Source organism: Devosia sp. J20-27, assembly GCF_055808595.1.
In genome coordinates this window covers 689,567-706,214 of sequence record NZ_CM147875.1, presented here as the reverse complement: position 1 = coordinate 706,214, position 16,648 = coordinate 689,567, and the positions used below count along the sequence as shown (strand labels likewise).

18 protein-coding genes and 1 tRNA gene are annotated in these 16,648 nt (G+C 65.4%); 15 read left to right on the top strand and 4 right to left on the bottom strand.

Annotated features, from left to right (window positions below):
- Positions 1-44 precede the first annotated feature (44 nt).
- Complete coding sequence (locus tag AC0L4C_RS03400; protein WP_473402121.1) at positions 45-410, top strand: ANTAR domain-containing protein; 366 nt, start codon at positions 45-47, stop codon at positions 408-410.
- Positions 411-412: 2 nt separating this feature from the next.
- Here AC0L4C_RS03400 and AC0L4C_RS03395 read toward each other — a convergent pair whose 3' ends face one another.
- The gene (locus tag AC0L4C_RS03395; RefSeq protein WP_473402120.1) at positions 413-832 is read right to left on the bottom strand and encodes a hemerythrin domain-containing protein; all 420 of its coding nucleotides are present in this window, start codon (positions 830-832) and stop codon (positions 413-415) included.
- 139 nt (positions 833-971) lie between these two features.
- Between AC0L4C_RS03395 and ccoN the strand changes: the two genes are divergently transcribed.
- From ccoN to ccoS, 8 genes are all read left to right on the top strand, one after another.
- Positions 972-2,579 (top strand): cytochrome-c oxidase, cbb3-type subunit I, encoded by a 1,608-nt coding sequence (gene ccoN, locus AC0L4C_RS03390; RefSeq protein ID WP_473402119.1) that lies wholly within the window; start codon positions 972-974, stop codon positions 2,577-2,579.
- A gap of 14 nt (positions 2,580-2,593) precedes the next feature.
- Positions 2,594-3,325 carry a cytochrome-c oxidase, cbb3-type subunit II gene (ccoO, locus tag AC0L4C_RS03385; RefSeq protein ID WP_473402118.1) on the top strand — a complete coding sequence of 244 codons (732 nt, stop codon included), beginning with the start codon at positions 2,594-2,596 and terminating at the stop codon, positions 3,323-3,325.
- 10 nt (positions 3,326-3,335) lie between these two features.
- Positions 3,336-3,521: a cbb3-type cytochrome c oxidase subunit 3 gene (locus tag AC0L4C_RS03380; protein ID WP_473402117.1), complete on the top strand. Its 186-nt coding sequence runs from the start codon at positions 3,336-3,338 to the stop codon at positions 3,519-3,521.
- Complete coding sequence (ccoP, locus tag AC0L4C_RS03375) at positions 3,518-4,393, top strand: cytochrome-c oxidase, cbb3-type subunit III (RefSeq protein WP_473402116.1); 876 nt, start codon at positions 3,518-3,520, stop codon at positions 4,391-4,393. Before AC0L4C_RS03380 ends, ccoP begins: the two co-directional genes overlap by 4 nt.
- Before the next feature lie 133 nt (positions 4,394-4,526).
- Complete coding sequence (gene ccoG, locus AC0L4C_RS03370; RefSeq protein ID WP_473402115.1) at positions 4,527-6,089, top strand: cytochrome c oxidase accessory protein CcoG; 1,563 nt, start codon at positions 4,527-4,529, stop codon at positions 6,087-6,089.
- Positions 6,086-6,574, top strand: a complete 489-nt coding sequence (locus AC0L4C_RS03365) for a FixH family protein (RefSeq protein WP_473402114.1) — start codon at positions 6,086-6,088, stop codon at positions 6,572-6,574. The genes ccoG and AC0L4C_RS03365 overlap by 4 nt, the downstream gene beginning before the upstream one ends.
- Before the next feature lies 1 nt (position 6,575).
- Positions 6,576-8,825: a heavy metal translocating P-type ATPase gene (locus AC0L4C_RS03360; protein ID WP_473402113.1), complete on the top strand. Its 2,250-nt coding sequence runs from the start codon at positions 6,576-6,578 to the stop codon at positions 8,823-8,825.
- A complete protein-coding gene (gene ccoS / locus AC0L4C_RS03355; protein ID WP_473402112.1) occupies positions 8,822-8,962 on the top strand; it encodes a cbb3-type cytochrome oxidase assembly protein CcoS in 141 nt (46 codons plus the stop codon). Before AC0L4C_RS03360 ends, ccoS begins: the two co-directional genes overlap by 4 nt.
- A 2-nt stretch (positions 8,963-8,964) precedes the next feature.
- Here the strand turns inward: ccoS and AC0L4C_RS03350 are convergent, their stop codons facing one another.
- The gene (locus tag AC0L4C_RS03350; protein ID WP_473402111.1) at positions 8,965-9,684 is read right to left on the bottom strand and encodes a Crp/Fnr family transcriptional regulator; all 720 of its coding nucleotides are present in this window, start codon (positions 9,682-9,684) and stop codon (positions 8,965-8,967) included.
- Between the two features lie 118 nt (positions 9,685-9,802).
- On the opposite strand from AC0L4C_RS03350, the gene hemN reads away from it, so the two are divergent.
- The 3 genes from hemN (at position 9,803) to AC0L4C_RS03335 (ending at position 12,486) form a co-directional block, all read left to right on the top strand.
- A complete protein-coding gene (gene hemN, locus AC0L4C_RS03345; protein WP_473402110.1) occupies positions 9,803-11,152 on the top strand; it encodes an oxygen-independent coproporphyrinogen III oxidase in 1,350 nt (449 codons plus the stop codon).
- 100 nt (positions 11,153-11,252) lie between these two features.
- On the top strand, positions 11,253-11,909 hold the full coding sequence (locus AC0L4C_RS03340) for a helix-turn-helix domain-containing protein (protein WP_473402109.1): 657 nt from the start codon (positions 11,253-11,255) through the stop codon (positions 11,907-11,909).
- Positions 11,910-12,021: 112 nt separating this feature from the next.
- A complete protein-coding gene (locus AC0L4C_RS03335) occupies positions 12,022-12,486 on the top strand; it encodes a GyrI-like domain-containing protein (protein WP_473402108.1) in 465 nt (154 codons plus the stop codon).
- Between the two features lie 91 nt (positions 12,487-12,577).
- On the opposite strand, the gene AC0L4C_RS03330 is transcribed toward AC0L4C_RS03335, so the two are convergent.
- Positions 12,578-12,662 (bottom strand) — tRNA-Leu (locus AC0L4C_RS03330).
- 257 nt (positions 12,663-12,919) lie between these two features.
- Here AC0L4C_RS03330 and AC0L4C_RS03325 point away from each other — a divergent pair.
- The gene (locus tag AC0L4C_RS03325) at positions 12,920-13,885 is read left to right on the top strand and encodes a complex I NDUFA9 subunit family protein (RefSeq protein ID WP_473402107.1); all 966 of its coding nucleotides are present in this window, start codon (positions 12,920-12,922) and stop codon (positions 13,883-13,885) included.
- A gap of 33 nt (positions 13,886-13,918) precedes the next feature.
- On the opposite strand, the gene AC0L4C_RS03320 is transcribed toward AC0L4C_RS03325, so the two are convergent.
- Positions 13,919-14,731, bottom strand: coding sequence for an undecaprenyl-diphosphate phosphatase (locus tag AC0L4C_RS03320; RefSeq protein ID WP_473402106.1), 813 nt, complete (start codon positions 14,729-14,731; stop codon positions 13,919-13,921).
- Positions 14,732-14,814: 83 nt separating this feature from the next.
- Between AC0L4C_RS03320 and AC0L4C_RS03315 the strand changes: the two genes are divergently transcribed.
- Positions 14,815-15,492: a glutathione S-transferase family protein gene (locus tag AC0L4C_RS03315; RefSeq protein ID WP_473402105.1), complete on the top strand. Its 678-nt coding sequence runs from the start codon at positions 14,815-14,817 to the stop codon at positions 15,490-15,492.
- 12 nt (positions 15,493-15,504) lie between these two features.
- Positions 15,505-16,644, top strand: coding sequence for a tRNA epoxyqueuosine(34) reductase QueG (gene queG, locus AC0L4C_RS03310; protein WP_473402104.1), 1,140 nt, complete (start codon positions 15,505-15,507; stop codon positions 16,642-16,644).
- The last annotated feature ends 4 nt before the right edge of the window (positions 16,645-16,648 follow it).

Here is a 16,648-nt window from a genome sequence, read left to right as displayed (position 1 = left end):
GGGGCTACTGTCCGCAGGTCGTCTATTTCAGGGATTTCGTCTTGATGACTCCGAGCAGCATACTCGTTGTCGCGCCGGACGGTGGCTTTCGTGAGTCGCTGGTATTCGCGCTGGAAGAGGATGGCTATGCCGTCACCAGCACAGATGTACTGCCGACCATTTCCTGGATGCAGGAAAATCGCTTCCGCTGCACGGTTCTCGACCAGAAGGCCCTGACCGGCGCGAGCTATCAGAACATCGCTTTCTGTATCAAGGCCCACCCGGTTGTGCTGCTGGCCTCACGGCCGCGCCCCGAGCTGATCGAGTGGGTGGCGCAGGTCGTCGAGACGCCCGCTCCGGCCGACCAGCTGGCCGCAGCCGTCGCCAGTGCCATGGCGGGCGGTGGCCCGGGCGAGGGGCGACCGTCCTGACCTCAGCCCATCAGGCGGAGCAACTCGCGCTCGTGCCGGATATGTCGTCGGACGCCATCGAAGAACCCGCGCAGCATGTAGCCGGTCGCCTCCGGAGCGAGTACTGGCCTGCCCTGACCGAGCTGCAGCAGTTCGTACTGGATTTCCTCGGCAAAGCACTCGTCCTCGAGATGTTCGAGCCGCAGCGCTTCCACCATGTCATCGGCATCGCCCCGACGTCCGGCGACAGACGGGAAGAGCAGCAGTTCCTCAGCGGCATGGGCGCGCTTGATGAGGGGGGCAATCAGCCGGGCGACATGCAGGCACTGCTGCCGGTCCAGCCGGTCCGGCAGCGAATCGGCAATGCGCTCGAGTGCGTCGCACAGCTCCATCTGCATGGTGAAGGCCCGCTGCAACTCTGCCGAAATGACGCGCGTGGACATCTGCTCCCGGTGTCTCCCATGCCGGTGAACCGGAACAGTGATTGTGAACAGATCGCGCCACCTTGATCTGGATCAAGGCGCGCCGTCCCCTTTGTCAGCATTTTCCATGCCTTGAATGGGCTGGATATGGGGGCCAAGGTTGCAACATCTCAAAGGTTTTATCGTGCTGGTCGTGGGAGCGTTCGTCACGTTTCTGCTGGCCGCGCTTGGTCAGGACGCTCCGTTCAGAACGCATATGGGACTGCTGACCGTCGTCCTGGGTCTGGCAGCGATCGTCGTCGCGCGCTTGCCGGAAAGGCCGACGCTCGTCGCAGCTGGCGAGAAGGCCGGCTATTTCGATGCGCCCATCCGGATCGGCTCGATTCTTACGGTGTTCTGGGGCGTCGTCGGCTTTCTGGTCGGCGTCGTGATTGCCCTGCAGCTCGCCTATCCTGACCTCAACTTCGGCCCCTGGTTCAACTTCGGCCGCATGCGACCGCTGCATACCTCTGCGGTTGTCTTCGCCTTCGGCGGCACGGCGCTGATGACGACCAGCTTCTACGTCGTCCAGCGCACCTCCCGGGCGCGGTTGATCAGCGATGGCCTCGCCTGGTTCGTCTTCTGGGGCTACCAGTTCTTCATCGTCATGGCTGCCACCGGCTACCTGCTCGGCATCACCGAGAGCCGGGAATATGCCGAGCCCGAATGGTACACCGACCTCTTCCTCACGGTGGTCTGGGTCGCCTACCTGGTGCTGTTCCTTGGCACGATCATCAAGCGCAAGGAGCCGCATATCTATGTGGCCAACTGGTTCTACCTGTCCTTCATCGTCACCATTGCGATGCTGCACGTGGTCAACAACCTGGCGATGCCGGTCAGCTTCCTCGGGTCCAAGAGCTATTCGCTGTTCTCGGGCGTACAGGACGCGCTGACGCAGTGGTGGTACGGCCACAACGCCGTGGGCTTCTTCCTGACCGCCGGCTTCCTGGGCATGATGTACTACTACATGCCCAAGCAGGCCGAGCGTCCCGTCTACTCCTACCGGCTGTCGATCATCCACTTCTGGTCGCTGATCTTCCTCTACATCTGGGCCGGTCCGCACCATCTGCACTACACCGCATTGCCCGACTGGGCGCAGACGCTCGGCATGGTGTTCTCGATCATGCTCTGGATGCCCAGCTGGGGTGGCATGATCAACGGCCTGATGACGCTGCGTGGCGCCTGGGACAAGATGCGCACCGATCCGATCATCCGCATGATGGTCATGGCCGTCGCCTTCTACGGCATGTCGACCTTCGAAGGTCCGGTCATGTCGATCAAGTCGGTCAACGGGCTCAGCCACTACACCGACTGGACCATCGGCCACGTGCACTCGGGTGCGCTCGGCTGGGTCGGCATGATCTCGTTCGCTGCCATCTACTTCATGGTGCCGCGGCTCTGGGATCGCAAGCAGCTCTACTCGCTGCGCATGGTCAACTGGCACTTCTGGCTGGCGACCGTCGGTATCGTCATCTACGCCGCCGTCATGTGGGTCTCGGGCATCACCCAGGGTCTGATGTGGCGCGAGTATGATGAGCAGGGCTTCCTGGTCTACTCGTTTGCCGAAACCGTTGCCGCGCTGCACCCCTACTACATCGCGCGTGCGGTGGGCGGGCTGCTCTACCTCGCCGGCGGCCTGGTGATGGCCTTCAACATCTGGATGACCATCCGCGGCAATGTCCGGGACGAACGCCCGATCGTCACCGCCGTCATGCAGCCTGCCGAATAGGAGCAAGAGTACCCATGGCACTTCTAGACAAACATGGCGTTGTCGAACGCAACGCCACCCTGCTCCTGACGCTGTCGCTGGTGGTCGTGTGCATCGGCGGCATCGTCGAGATCGCGCCGCTGTTCTACTTCCAGAACACCATCGAAAAGGTCGAGGGCATGCGGCCCTACACGCCGCTCGAACTGGCCGGGCGCGACATCTATATCCGCGAAGGCTGCTATGTCTGCCACAGCCAGATGATCCGTCCGTTCCGCGACGAGACCGAACGCTACGGCCATTACTCGCTGGCCGCCGAGTTGATGTACGACCATCCGTTCCAGTGGGGCTCGAAGCGGACAGGTCCCGACCTCGCCCGTGTCGGCGGCCGCTACTCGGACGAATGGCATGTCGAGCACCTGACCCATCCGCAGGCGCTGGTGCCGGAATTGATCATGCCGCGCTACGGCTTCCTGTCGCAGACCGCGCTCGATTTCGACAACATCTCGGCGCACCTGCAGGCCAACGCCATGGTCGGCGTTCCCTACAGCGAGGATGCCATTGCCAAGGCCCGTCAGGACGTTGTGGCCCAGGCCACACCGGACGCCGACACCTCCGGCCTGCTCGAACGCTACCCCAATGCCCTGGCCGAGGATTTCGACGGCGATCCGACCCGGATCACCGAGATGGATGCTCTCGTCGCCTACCTCCAGATGCTTGGCACGCTGGTCGATTTCTCGACCTACGACGCCGAAGCCAACTACCGCTGAGGACCCAGAGATGGAGACTGCATTCTACGACATGCTCCGGCACTTCGCCGACAGCTGGGGCCTCCTCTACATGATGACGATCTTCCTCGTGGTGGTCTTTCTGGTGCTGCGGCCCGGCGCCAGGCATAGCGCCATGGAGGCCGCCCGCATCCCCCTCGACGATGCCGAACCGCTCCCCGGGAGGAATGGGAAATGACCGACAAGCATAGCGAAAAGCACGTCGACGAGGTCACCGGCACGGCAACCACCGGCCATGAGTGGGACGGCATCAAGGAACTCAACACCCCGCTGCCGCGCTGGTGGCTGTGGACGTTCTACGGCTGCATCGCCTTTGCCCTGGGCTACACGGTGCTCTATCCGGCTTGGCCGCTGGTGTCGTCGGCGACCACGGGCGTGCTGGGCTATTCCAGCCGCGCCACGCTCGATGAGGACCTTGTCCTTGCCAAGGCCGCCCAAGGCGACCTAGTCGCCAAGGTGGCCGCCACGCCGGTCAGTGAAATCCTCGGCGACGACGACCTGACCCGCTTCGCGCGGGCCGGCGGCAAGTCGCTGTTCAAGGTCTATTGCTCGCAGTGCCACGGCACGGGCGCGGCCGGCTCGCTTGGCTATCCCAACCTCAACGACGACGAGTGGATCTGGGGGGGCGAGATCGAGCAGATCTACACCACCATCGCGCATGGGTCGCGCTCGCCCACCGACCCCGATACGCGCTTCAACATGATGCCGAGCTTTGCCGACGGCGTCCTGACACCGGAGGAACTCGACGCCGTCGCCAAGCAGGTGGCCTCGCTCTCGGGCATCGAGGGCGGAGTCGCCAGCAGCGAAGGCCAGCGCATCTTCAGCGAGAACTGCGCCGCCTGTCACGGCGAGACCGGTGGCGGCCTGATCGAGCTGGGCGGTCCCTCGCTCAACGATCAGGTCTGGCTCTATGAAGGCACGCTCGCCTCGATCAAGACCCAGCTCCTCACCCCGCGGCATGGCATCATGCCGGCCTGGGCAGACCGGCTTGGCGACACCGCCGTCAAGGAACTGGCGGTCTATGTGCACGGACTTGGTGGCGGCCAGTAAGCCGGCCTGCCGCTGAGGGGCAGGGGGGCGACCGCAAGCGCCCCCCTTTCCCCTCCAGGGGGTTTGACCCAGATCAAGCTCCGCGACGCCGGGGCATGACACAAGTGCTCCAGAACGACCTATGGACCAGCCAATGCTTGCGGACTCTTCCGACACCGAGAGATTTGACGTCGAGGCGGTAAATTCCCCCAAGACGCGACAACCGCTCTACGCCAAGCGCAAGAAGATCTTCCCCAAGCGCGCCAGCGGCAGCTTCCGGCGGTTCAAGTGGCTGGTGATGGCAATCACCCTGGCGATCTACTACGTCACGCCGTGGATCCGCTGGGATCGCGGCCCGTTTGCGCCCGACCAGGCCGTGCTCGTCGATCTCGCCAACCGGCGCTTCTATTTCTTCATGATCGAGATCTGGCCGCAGGAATTCTACTACGTCGCCGGCATGCTGGTGATGGCCGGCATCGGACTGTTCCTCGTGACCTCGACGGTGGGGCGCGCCTGGTGCGGCTATGCCTGCCCGCAGACGGTATGGGTTGATCTCTATCTCTGGGTCGAACGCGCCATCGAGGGCGACCGCAACGCCCGCATCAAGCTCGACGCTGCGCCCTATACGGCCGGCAAGCTGGCCAAGCGCATCAGCAAGCACGCCATCTGGATACTGATCGGCATCGCCACCGGCGGCGCCTGGATCTTCTATTTTGCCGATGCCCCGTCGCTGCTGCTGGACGTCGTCACCTTCCAGGCTCCCGCCGTCGCCTATTTCACCATCGCGCTCCTCACCGCCACGACCTATGTCTTCGGCGGTCTGATGCGGGAGCAGGTCTGCACCTACATGTGCCCCTGGCCGCGTATCCAGGGCGCCATGCTCGACGAGAACTCCCTCACCGTCACCTATAACGAGTGGCGGGGCGAGCCGCGCAACCGGCACGCCAAGAAAGCGGCAGCCGAAGGCAGGGAGGTCGGCGACTGCGTCGACTGCAATGCCTGCGTGGTGGTCTGCCCGATGGGCATCGATATCCGCGACGGGCAGCAGCTCGAGTGCATCACCTGCGCCCTCTGCATCGACGCCTGCGACGACGTCATGACCAGACTGGGAAAAGAGCGCGGTCTGATCTCGTATGCGACGCTCAACGATTACAATTCCAACATGCGCCTGGCCATCGGCGACGGTCGCAACGTGGCTCCGGCCAATGTCCGTGACAGGGTGACCGGCAAGCTCGTCGATGCCATCAAGCACACCAACTGGCGATCGATTATCCGCCCCCGGACGATCGCCTATTTTCTCGCCTGGGCCGTGATCGGCCTGGCCATGCTCACGGTCCTCGCCCTGCGTTCGCCGATCTCGCTGAACGTGCTGCATGACCGCAACCCGCTCTATGTCGAGCTGCGCGACGGCTCGATCCGCAACGGCTACGACGTCAAGATTCTGAACATGACCCCGGCCCCGCGCACGGTCCGGCTCAGCCTTGACGGCCTGCCGGGTGGAGAGCTGGCCCTGGCCGACAGCGGCGATACGACCACGCCGGTCCTCGACATCGATCTCCAACCGGACAAGGTGCTGCCACTGCGGCTCTACATCCGCGTCGATGCCGACAGCCGGCCGACGGAAAAGACGCGGTTCAATATCGTCATCGCAACCCCCGACGGTGTCAGCCGGACCTCCACCGAGACCACCTTCGAAGTCCCCGAGAGCGGCAAATGAGCAACGCACGTACACCCCAGGGTGAATTCACCGGCCGGCACATGTTCGTGCTGATCTTCAGTTTCTTTGCCGTGGTCTTTGCGGTCAACATCGGCATGGCCGTGGTCTCCTCGACCAGCTGGACCGGTCTGGTGGTCACCAACTCCTACGTCGCCAGCCAGGAGTTCGAGGACAAGCGCCTCGCCCGCGAGGCGCAGAGCGCCGCCGGATGGGCCTCGGTGTTCACCCATGCGGACGGACTGGCCACCCTCAGGGTCGACGACGCGGCCGGCCGGCCGGTCGACCTTGTCACCGTCACCCTCATGATCAACCGCCCGGTGGGCGGCCATGACGACCAGCGCCTGGTGCTGGAACGCGGCGCTGACGGCACCTACCGGGTTCCGCTGGCCCTCAAGTCCGGCGTGTGGGAGGCTCGGCTCAGCGCCCCTGCGACCGAGCTGGGGCCCTATGAACTGCACGAGCGGTTCAGCACCACGGGAGACTGAGGTGACCTGCTGCGTTCCGGGCGAGCATGCCATTGTCGATGTGGATGCCAACAGCGTCGAAGCCGACAGCGAGGCGCTGCTGGCACTGAGCCGGCGCCTGGGCGACGGCACCCGACAGCTTGAGTTCGCGGTGCCCGATGCACACTGCGCCGCCTGCATCCGGTCGATCGAATCCGGCCTCGCCGCCCTGCCCATGGTGCGGTCGGCGCGCGTCAATCTCACGCGGCGGCGCGTGCGGGTGGTCTTTGATCCCGAGCGCGGTGCACCGGCCGAACTCGCACCTGTCATCCGCCGCTCCGGCTATCACACCTATGTTCTCGATCCCAGTCAGGACGACACCGGTGATCCGGTGCTGGCCGAACTGGTCCGCTCTCTAGGTGTGGCGGGCTTTGCCGCAGCCAACATCATGCTGTTTTCGGTTTCGGTTTGGTCAGGTGCCGACGCCGCCACCCGCGACCTCTTCCACTGGCTTTCGGCGATCATCGCTTTGCCGGCGATCGCCTATTCGGGCCGGCTGTTCTTCCGGTCGGCCTGGCGCGCGGTGTCAGTGGGCAAGACCAACATGGACGTGCCGATCTCGATCGGCATCCTGCTGGCTACTGCACTAAGCCTGTTCGAGACGGTGATGTCGGGGGAGCATGCCTATTTCGATGCCTCCACGACGTTGCTGTTCTTCCTGCTGGCGGGGCGCACCCTCGATCATCTGATGCGCGAACGGGCGCGCAGCGCCATCACCAACCTGGCGCGACTGCAGCCGCGTGGCGCCACGCAGATTCTCGAGGATGGCCGGCGCGAGTATGTGACGCTCGACGAGATCACGCCGGGCATGCTGCTCGAATTGAAGGCCGGCGAGCGGGTGCCGGTCGACAGCGTGCTGACGGGTGCCGGGGCCGTATTCGACTACTCGATCATCACCGGCGAGGCCGCGCCGCACTCGATCGCCGATGGCGAAGCCATTGTCGCCGGCGCCGCCAATCTCTCCGGGCCGCTGCAGATCCGGGCGCAGAAGGCCTCGGTCGATTCGTTCCTGTCGCGCATGGCGGCGATGATGGAGGCGGCCGAGAACGCCCGCACCAGGCCGCGCCGTATCGCCGACAAGGCCGCCGCGGTCTATGCGCCGCTGGTCCATACCATCGCCATCGCGACGTTTCTGGGCTGGGGCTTGCTGAGCGGCGACTGGCACGCCGCATTGCTCAATGCGGTTGCGGTGCTGATCATCACCTGTCCCTGCGCCCTGGCGCTGGCCGTGCCGATCGTCCACGTGGTGACGGCCGGGCGGCTGTTCGAGCGCGGCATCCTGATGAAGGATGGCGCAGCGCTCGAGCGCGCGGCCGAAGCCGATCGCGTCGCCTTCGACAAGACCGGCACCCTCACCCTCGGCCGGCCGCGGGTGGTGTCGCATCACGAGGCCGACGCTTCGGCCCGCCGTGTGGCTGCCGCACTGGCCACCGCCAGTACGCATCCGCTGTCGCGGGCACTGACCGAGTTCCTGGGGCCGGAACGGAGCTTTGACGGTGCCATCCGCGAGACCGCCGGGTTGGGCATCGAGGGTGTGGCGGGCGAGACCGTCTGGCGGCTGGGCAGCGCCGCCTGGTGCGGCGTCCCTGCCGACGTGGCGTCCCTCAATTCCGAGGTCTGGCTGACTCGCGATGGCCGTGTGCAAGCCTCCTACCGCTTCGATGACGAACTGCGGACCGATGCCGGAGCAACCATCGCAGAGATCGGCCGCCTCGGCCTGCCCGTGGCGCTGCTTTCGGGCGACCGGCCGCAGGTTGTCCGGAAGCTGGCAGATGCCATCGGCATCGTCGACGCCCAGGGCGGACTGTTGCCGGAGCAGAAAGTAGCTGCAGTTTCCGCCGGCCACACCATGATGGTGGGCGATGGCGTCAATGACGCTCCGGCCCTGCGTGCCGCCTATGTATCCATGGCACCGACCTCCGCCGCAGATATCGGGCGCAATGCCGCCGATTTCGTCTTTACCGGTGAAGACCTGGGCAGTGTGCCGTTCACGCTCTCCATCGCGCGGCGCGCAGCGGCCATCGTGCGGGAAAACCTTGTCATCGCCATCGGCTATAATGCCATTGCCGTGCCGCTGGCCGTCCTGGGCCACGTGACGCCGATGATCGCGGCCATCGCCATGTCGAGCTCGTCGCTGGTGGTGGTGCTCAACGCCATGCGCCTGCGGCTGGGCGGGACGCGTCGGGCCAGTGCCGGCGAGCCTCAGGCAGTGCATGTGGAGAAACCGGCGTGAGCGGGCTGCTGGTCCTGATTCCGATCGCCATAGCCCTGGGGCTGCTGGCGCTTGTCACCTTCCTCTGGGCCCTGCGCTCCGGGCAGTACGAGGATATGGACGGCGCCAGCCAGCGCATCCTCGATGAGGACGACTGAGCTCAGCCGGTGCGGGCCCGCAGACAATCGATGTCAGGCACCTCGATGTGGCGGTGCCCCGTGACTTCGATGATTCCCTCGTGCCGAAGCTTGCTGATCTGCCGCGACACCGTCTCGATGGTGAGCCCCAGGAAATCGGCCATGTCGGCCCGCACCAGCGGCAGTTCGAATGCCACCCGACCGCTCAGCGCCTCGCCTCTGCCCACCGTGCGAATGGCGAGCAGCAGCAACAGGCTGGCGATACGCTCCGAGGCGGTCTTGCGCCCCAGCGTCACCATCCACTCCCGCGCCTGGTCCAGATCCTCGAGCGACTGATCGAGCAGCCGTTGCTTGAGCGCTGCGCTGCCACCGACCAGATTTTCCAGCAGCACCTTGGGCATGCGGCAGAGTTCGACCTCGGATACCGCCTCGGCCGTCAGCGGGCTTTCCCTGGCGAACAGCCGGCCGAGCAGGTCCGCCGCAAACTGCAGCCCCACCAGCTGCTGGCGCCCGTCGCGCAGCACGCGCGACAGCTTGATGACGCCCTCGATGACGTTGGCATAGCCGGTGACCTCGTCGCCCTCCAGGGTGAGAGCTTCGCCCGGCGCGTGAAATGTGTGGCGGGTGTGGGCGGCCAGCTGGGCGAACTCGTCCGGCGTCAGCACGGAGCATATGCCCTGGCGGCGCGACTGGCACTCGGTACAGGCGACGGGAAGCCCCGCCCCGACGCTGAGAACGTTCAAGATTAACCTCCGCAAGCAGTTGGCCCCTTCTCGCATGGCGCTCGGCGCAACAATTGATCCTGATCAAGGAGCCGGGACTGGAACGCTGCCATCGAGAAGACGAAAGGTCCCACGCTCCATGTCCGATGAACTGATCCGCCGTTACGCCAAGCCGGTGCCGCGCTACACCAGCTACCCCACTGCACCGCACTTCCATGCCGGGGTGGACAACGCCACCTATGCCGGCTGGCTGGCCGAACTGCCGCCCGCCACGCCGATCTCGCTCTATCTGCACGTGCCGTTCTGCGATCGGCTGTGCTGGTTCTGTGGCTGCCACACCAAGCAGGTGCTGCGCTACGACCCGATCGCCGCCTATCTGCCCTCGGTGCTCAGCGAAATGCAGACCGTGGCCGGGCATCTGGGCGGACGCGGGCAGGTGACGGCGCTGCATCTGGGCGGCGGCTCGCCATCGATGCTCAAGCCCGACGACCTCGCGGCCATTGCCGCCGCCGTGCGTCAGAATTTCGGCACAGGAGACGATCTCGAGTTCAGCATCGAGATCGACCCCAATGACATGACCGAGGACCGCTACGACGCCTTCGCCGCGGCGGGCGTCAACCGGATCAGCATCGGTGTGCAGGATTTCGACCCCAAGGTGCAGCGCGCCATCAATCGCGAGCAGAGCGTGGAATTGACCCGTGCCGTGGTCGAGGGCATGCGGACGCGCGGCGTTGGCTCGGTCAACCTCGACATCCTCTATGGCCTGCCGCACCAGACCATCGAGACGATCAACCGGACCATCGATCTGGCGCTCGACATGCAGCCCGACCGGCTGGCGCTGTTCGGCTATGCCCACGTGCCGTGGATGAAGACGCACCAGAAGATGATCGACGAGGCCGCGCTGCCGGGCGTGGCCGAACGGTTCAGCCAGTCGCAGGCCGCCGCCGAGCGCATCATCGCCGCCGGCTATGTCGCCATCGGCATCGACCACTTCGCCCGGCCCGGCGATTCGCTGGCCATTGCCGCCGGCAGCGGACGGCTGCACCGGAATTTCCAGGGCTACACCACCGACCGCGCGCCCGCTCTGATCGGCTTTGGCGCCTCGGCCATCGGCCGCCTGCCGCAAGGCTATGTGCAGAACGTCACCGCCACCGGCGAGTATATCCGCGGCATCACGGCCAATTCGCTGGCCATTGCACGGGGCATTGCCCTCGACGCCGAGGACCGGCTGCGCGGCTGGGTGATCGAGCAACTGATGTGCAATTTCTCCGTTCCGATTGCCGAGATGCTGGAAGAGTTCGGCGTCGACGCCGAGACAGTGATCGAGGAGATGCGCTATGCCGCGCTCTGCGATGGCGACGACCTGGTGAGCCTGGGCGCCGACAGCTTTGCCGTGACCGAGCGCGGTCGACCCTTCGTGCGCTCCATCGCCGCGACCTTCGATACCTACCTCTCGGGCGGGGCGGGGCGACACTCGGTCGCCGTCTGACCCGCAAGCGCACTAAGTAGAGTCCCTGAGGCGCGAACCGGAATTTTCCGCCCGCCCGCCGTGCGGCATCCTCTCAGCATCAGAATGGAGGATGTAGGCGATGCATATTCAATCCAGTTTCCGGGCCGGCCTTGTCGAAACCGGCGCCATCCAGAGCGATCGCGATAATTCGGCACTGCTGGGGGCCATGCGCCCGACGGCGATCACCCTCTATGCTGCCGACACCACCATCTACAATGACGGCGACGTTGCCGGTCCGCTTTATCTGGTCGAGTTCGGCACCATCCGTATCGCCCGCGTGTCTGCTGACGGACGGCGCCAGATCACCTCGTTCCATACCGCCGGCGACGTCTTCGGCTTCGAGGCCGACGGCTTCCACAGCTCCAGCGCCGAGGCCATCGATGCTGCCGGCGTCAGGGTGCTGCGTCCGGTAGCCGGTGAGCAGCCGACCGGCAGCCTGCTGCTGCTGGCGCTGAGGAGCCTCGCGCGTACCCAGCAGCACCTGATGGTGCTCGGCCGCCGCACCGCCAGCGAACGCTTCGCCTCGCTGCTGCTCGACCTTGCCGAGCGCCAGGGCGACGACCAGCGCGTGCATCTGCCGATGCAGCGCAACGACATCGCCGACTACCTGGGGATCACTTTCGAGACCGTCTCGCGCATCCTGCGCACCTTCCGCGAACGCGGCCTGATCCGGCTGCATTCGGTCAGCGATATCGACATTCTCGATATCGATGCGCTGGAGGCGCTCTGCGAATAGCAGCTGCCCGAGGGTAAGCGCCCGGAGGGCGGGCCAGCAGATTGACGCGGATCAATATCCTGACGCCATGCGCGGGATAGGCTTGGGTTTTCGGCAAGAGCGAGGAACCGTCATGCACACCGAGACCGTCCAGACGCAGTCGCAGCCCATGATCTACGTGCGCCACCAGACCAGCATGGAGTCCGGCGAGATCGGCCGGAAGATCGGCGAGGCCTTCCAGACGCTGGGTGCCTTTATCAACGAGCACGGCATCGATGTCGCCGGACCGCCGCTGGCCATCTACCACGACTATTCCGCCGCGGGCATGACCATGGATGTCGGCTTCCCGGTCCCGGCCGCCGTCCTGGCCAAGGCAGCCGGCCCGATCCGCGCCGGCGAGACCCCCGCGGTCCCCGCCATCAAGACGATCCACAAGGGCTCCTACGAAAACCTCCGCGCCACCTACGGCGAAATCGAGGCCGACTTCAAGGCCAAGGGGATGACCATGGGCCCCATGTCCTGGGAGGTCTACGTCAGCGATCCGGAAACCACCGCCGAAGCGGACCTGGTGACCGAGATCTACATGACGACGGCGTAAGCCCGGGCCAACGACGGCGTCAGGCAGAGCTTTCTGGCGTAGGGTCGTGGGAAGTGCGCTTCGGTCTTTCTGGTTGGTAGTCCAGAAAAAATGGTGCCCTGGAGAGGACTCGAACCTCCACGTCGTTAAACACACGGACCTGAACCGTGCGCGTCTACCAATTCCGCCACCAGGGCAAACCGATGGGCGCCGTTCCCTAGGGCATGGGCCCGGGCCTGTCAACGGCCAAATCGGGCGGGACGGACCTGCGGCCGGTTCGACCCGGCTGGGCGGAGTGTCCTGGCGCGGGCAGACCGGCCGGTGGCCGGCAAAGGGCCCGAAGATCGGCAAAAAGCCGGGGCGGTGAGCCATTTGGACGCCTCGACAGCAGGGAGGCTGCACGCTAGAAGCAAAACTCCTTCCCGCGCATGGAATTTCGGAGGCCTCGCCCATCATGGATCGCACCAACAAACTGGTCACAATTTTCGGTGGCTCCGGGTTCCTCGGGACCCAGCTGGTGCAGTTGCTGGCGCGGCAAGGCTATCGCATCCGCGTCGCCGTGCGCCGCCCCGATCTGGCCGGGCATCTGAAGCCGCTCGGCGCCGTCGGGCAGATCCAGCCGATCCAGGCCAATATCCGCAATGCCGACTCGGTGATGCGCGCCGTCAAGGGCAGCCAGATCGTCGTCAATCTGGTGGCCATCCGCTACGAGCGCGGCCGCCAGCGCTTCCGCGCCGTGCACGCCATGGGCGCCCGCACCGTGGCCGAGGCCGCGCAACGCGCCGGCGCCACCAGCCTGGTGCAGGTCTCGGCGCTGGGCGCCGACGACCAGAGCGTCAGCACCTATGCCCGCACCAAGGCGCTGGGCGAGGCGGAAACCCTTGCCGCCTTCCCGCAGGCGGTGATCGTCCGGCCGTCGGTCATGTTCGGACCGGACGATGATTTCTTCAACATGTATGGCTCGCTGGCCCGCATGCTGCCGGTGCTGCCGCTGGTCGGCGGCAAGACCCGCTTCCAGCCGATCTATGTCGGCGATGTTGCCGAGGCGCTGGTGGCGGCCATCGAGGGGAAGGTCAAGCCGGGTCGGATCTATGAGCTTGGCGGCCCGGAAGTGGTGACGCATCGCGAGATTCTCGAGCGGGTGCTGCACGAGACGCGGCGCAGCAATCCGCTGCTGCCGCTGCCGGCCGGCATTGCCAAGCTGATGGCCCTGCCATTCGCCATCCTGCCGTTTCCGCCGCTGCTGACCAGCGACCAGGTCGATCTGCTGCAGACCGACAATGTGGTGTCGGACGAGGCCATCAAGGACAAGCGCACGCTGGCCGCCTTCGGCGTCACGCCGACGCCGATGGAGGCCATCCTGCCCGGCTACATGTGGCGTTTCCGCAAGAACGGCCAGTTCGACCGCCAGCCGGCATAGCGGGCCGGCGGCGCTGCTGCCGCGGTCGCAGGCCTACTTGAACAGCAGGATGCCCCAGAGGCCGAGGGCGCCGACGAAGATCCTCCAGTAGGCGAAGATGGCAAAGCCGTTGCGCGAGATGAAGTCGAGCAGGTAGCGCACCACGAAAAAGGCGGTGATGAAGGCTGCTGCAAAGGCCACGGCAATGCCGAGGCCCAGCTCGGTGGTGATCAGGTCCTTGCTCTTCCAGAAATCGTAGACGAAGGCGCCGCCCATGATCGGCATGGCGATGAAGAAGGTGAATTCCGCCGCCGAGCGCTTGTCCGTGCCCATCAGCAGCGACCCCACAATGGTGGCGCCCGAACGTGACACGCCCGGCACCAGGGCCAGCATCTGGAACAGGCCGATATAGAGGCAGAGCAGCGGCGGGTAGTTGTAGATGTCGGTATATTTGGGCTCGAGCTTGAGCTGGTCGACATAGAGCAGGATGATTCCGCCCACGATCAGCATGACGCAGATGACGATCGGCGTCTCGTAGATCACCGTCTTGATGAAATCGTGCAGCAGCACGCCGGCCAAGGCGGCCGGTGCCGAGGCGAGGAAGACGCCGAGAATGAAGCGTAGCGCCCCAGGCTTGCGGGCGAAGGCGTCGCGGGCAATGCCGACCAGCCGCTGGAAGTAGATGACGGCAATCGCGAGGATGGCGCCGAGCTGGATCAGCACCTCGAATACCCGTCCCGGGCTGTCAAAGCCGAGGAAGTGTTCGACGAGAAGCAGGTGGCCGGTGGACGATACCGGGAGGAATTCGGTAACCCCCTCGAGAATCCCGAGGAGCAGATGCACAAAAAGACCTTGATCGGCGTTCATCTGATCCCCTAGTCAATTCTGACGTCATGAAGCGCGCCGCTTGTAGACCGATTTGCCGGAGCGCGCCAAGGATCACCGTTCTTATGCCCAGGCTGCTGCAACACCGCCTCGACCCCGCCGCCAGACTTGTTCGCCTGATGTGCGCCGAATATGGCGTACCGCTCGATCTCGATGACATCAAACCCTGGGCTCGCGACCCCGCGCTGCTGGAGATCAATCCGGCCGCCACCGGCTGCATCCTGCTCGATGCCGGCGAGGCGCCGGTGGTCGGTGTGCTGGGCGCCATCCACGCCATCGAGGAGCGATTTGCGCCGACTGCCGTGGCCGGGCTGTTCCCGGCCCAGTCGCGCGAGCGCGCCGAGATGTGGCGCCTGCTCGAATGGGTGCTGATGAAGTTCCACGACGAGGTGACGCGCTATGTCATCGAGGAAAAGATTGTCAAGCGCGACAAGCGCGGCGCCACACCAGAGCCCGGCGTGCTGCGGGTGGCCAAGGCCAATCTCGTCGAGCACATGCTCTATTTCAACTGGCTGTTCGCCACCCGGCACTGGGTGGCCGGCGACTCGCTGACGCTGGCCGATTTCGCGCTCGCCGCGCACCTCTCCAGCCTCGACTATCTTGGCGATGTCGCCTGGGATACCTCGGCCGAAACCCGGCAGTGGTACGCCCGGATCAAGTCGCGCCCGGCCTTCCGCACCCTGCTCAACGACCGGATTGCCGGCATGCCGGCCGCCAAGGGCTACACCGACCTCGATTTTTGATAGTGTCGGAGGGTGAAACCCGAAACCCTGATCGCCGAATTGCGCAGCCGTGCCAAAGCCCTCGGCTTTGATGCCTTCGGCATTGCGGCCGCCGACGCCCGCCCCGACCTGCCCAAGAGGCTCAGTGCTGCGCTGGCGCAGGGCTGGCATGGCGACATGGACTGGATGGCCGAGACCGCCCAGAGACGCGGCGCGCCGACGGCGCTCTGGCCGGAGGCCCGGTCGGTGATCATGCTGGGCGTCAACTACGGCCCGGATACCGACCCGCTGGCCCAGCTCGAGCAGCGCGGCATCGGCAATATCTCGGTCTATGCCCGCAACCGCGATTATCACGACATCATCAAGGGCAAGCTCAAGGAACTGGCCGGACTGCTGTCGCGCCGCAGCGGCGCCGCGGTCAAGGTGTTCGTCGATACCGCACCGCTGATGGAAAAGCCGCTGGCGGAAGCCGCCGGGATCGGCTGGCAGGGCAAGCACACTGTGCTGGTGAGTCGTGCCTTTGGCTCCTGGCTGTTCCTGGGTGCCATCCTGACAGATGCCGACCTGCCCGCCGACGCACCACATGAGGAGAGCTGCGGCACCTGCACGCGCTGTCTCGATATCTGCCCCACCAATGCCTTTCCGGCGCCGTTCCAGCTCGACGCGCGCAAATGCCTTGCCTATCTCAATATCGAGCACAAGGGTCCGATCCCGCACGAGTATCGCATCGCCATGGGCAACCGCATCTATGGCTGCGACGATTGCCTCGCGGTCTGCCCGTGGAACAAGTTTGCCAGCGTGACACGCGAGACGAAACTGCAGGCCCGCGACGAGCTGCGCTCGCCCTCGCTGGCCGACCTGGTGCAGCTCGATGACCAGGGCTTCCGCGCGCTGTTTGCCGGCTCGCCGGTCAAGCGCCTTGGCCATCCGCGCTTCCTGCGCAATGTCCTGATCGCCCTCGGCAATTCGGGCGATACGAGGCTGGCGCCATTGGCCGAAGACCGTCTCCGCGATCCCGATCCGCTGATCCGCGGCGCCGCCGTCTGGGCGACGCGCCGACTGGTGTCGGCCGAGCGCGCAAGGACATTGGCGCTTGCCTTTTTGGACGCCGAGGCGGACATGGACGTCCGGTCGGAATGGCAGGCGGACAACCAGCCTGCGTCAGCAGCTTAGGGGT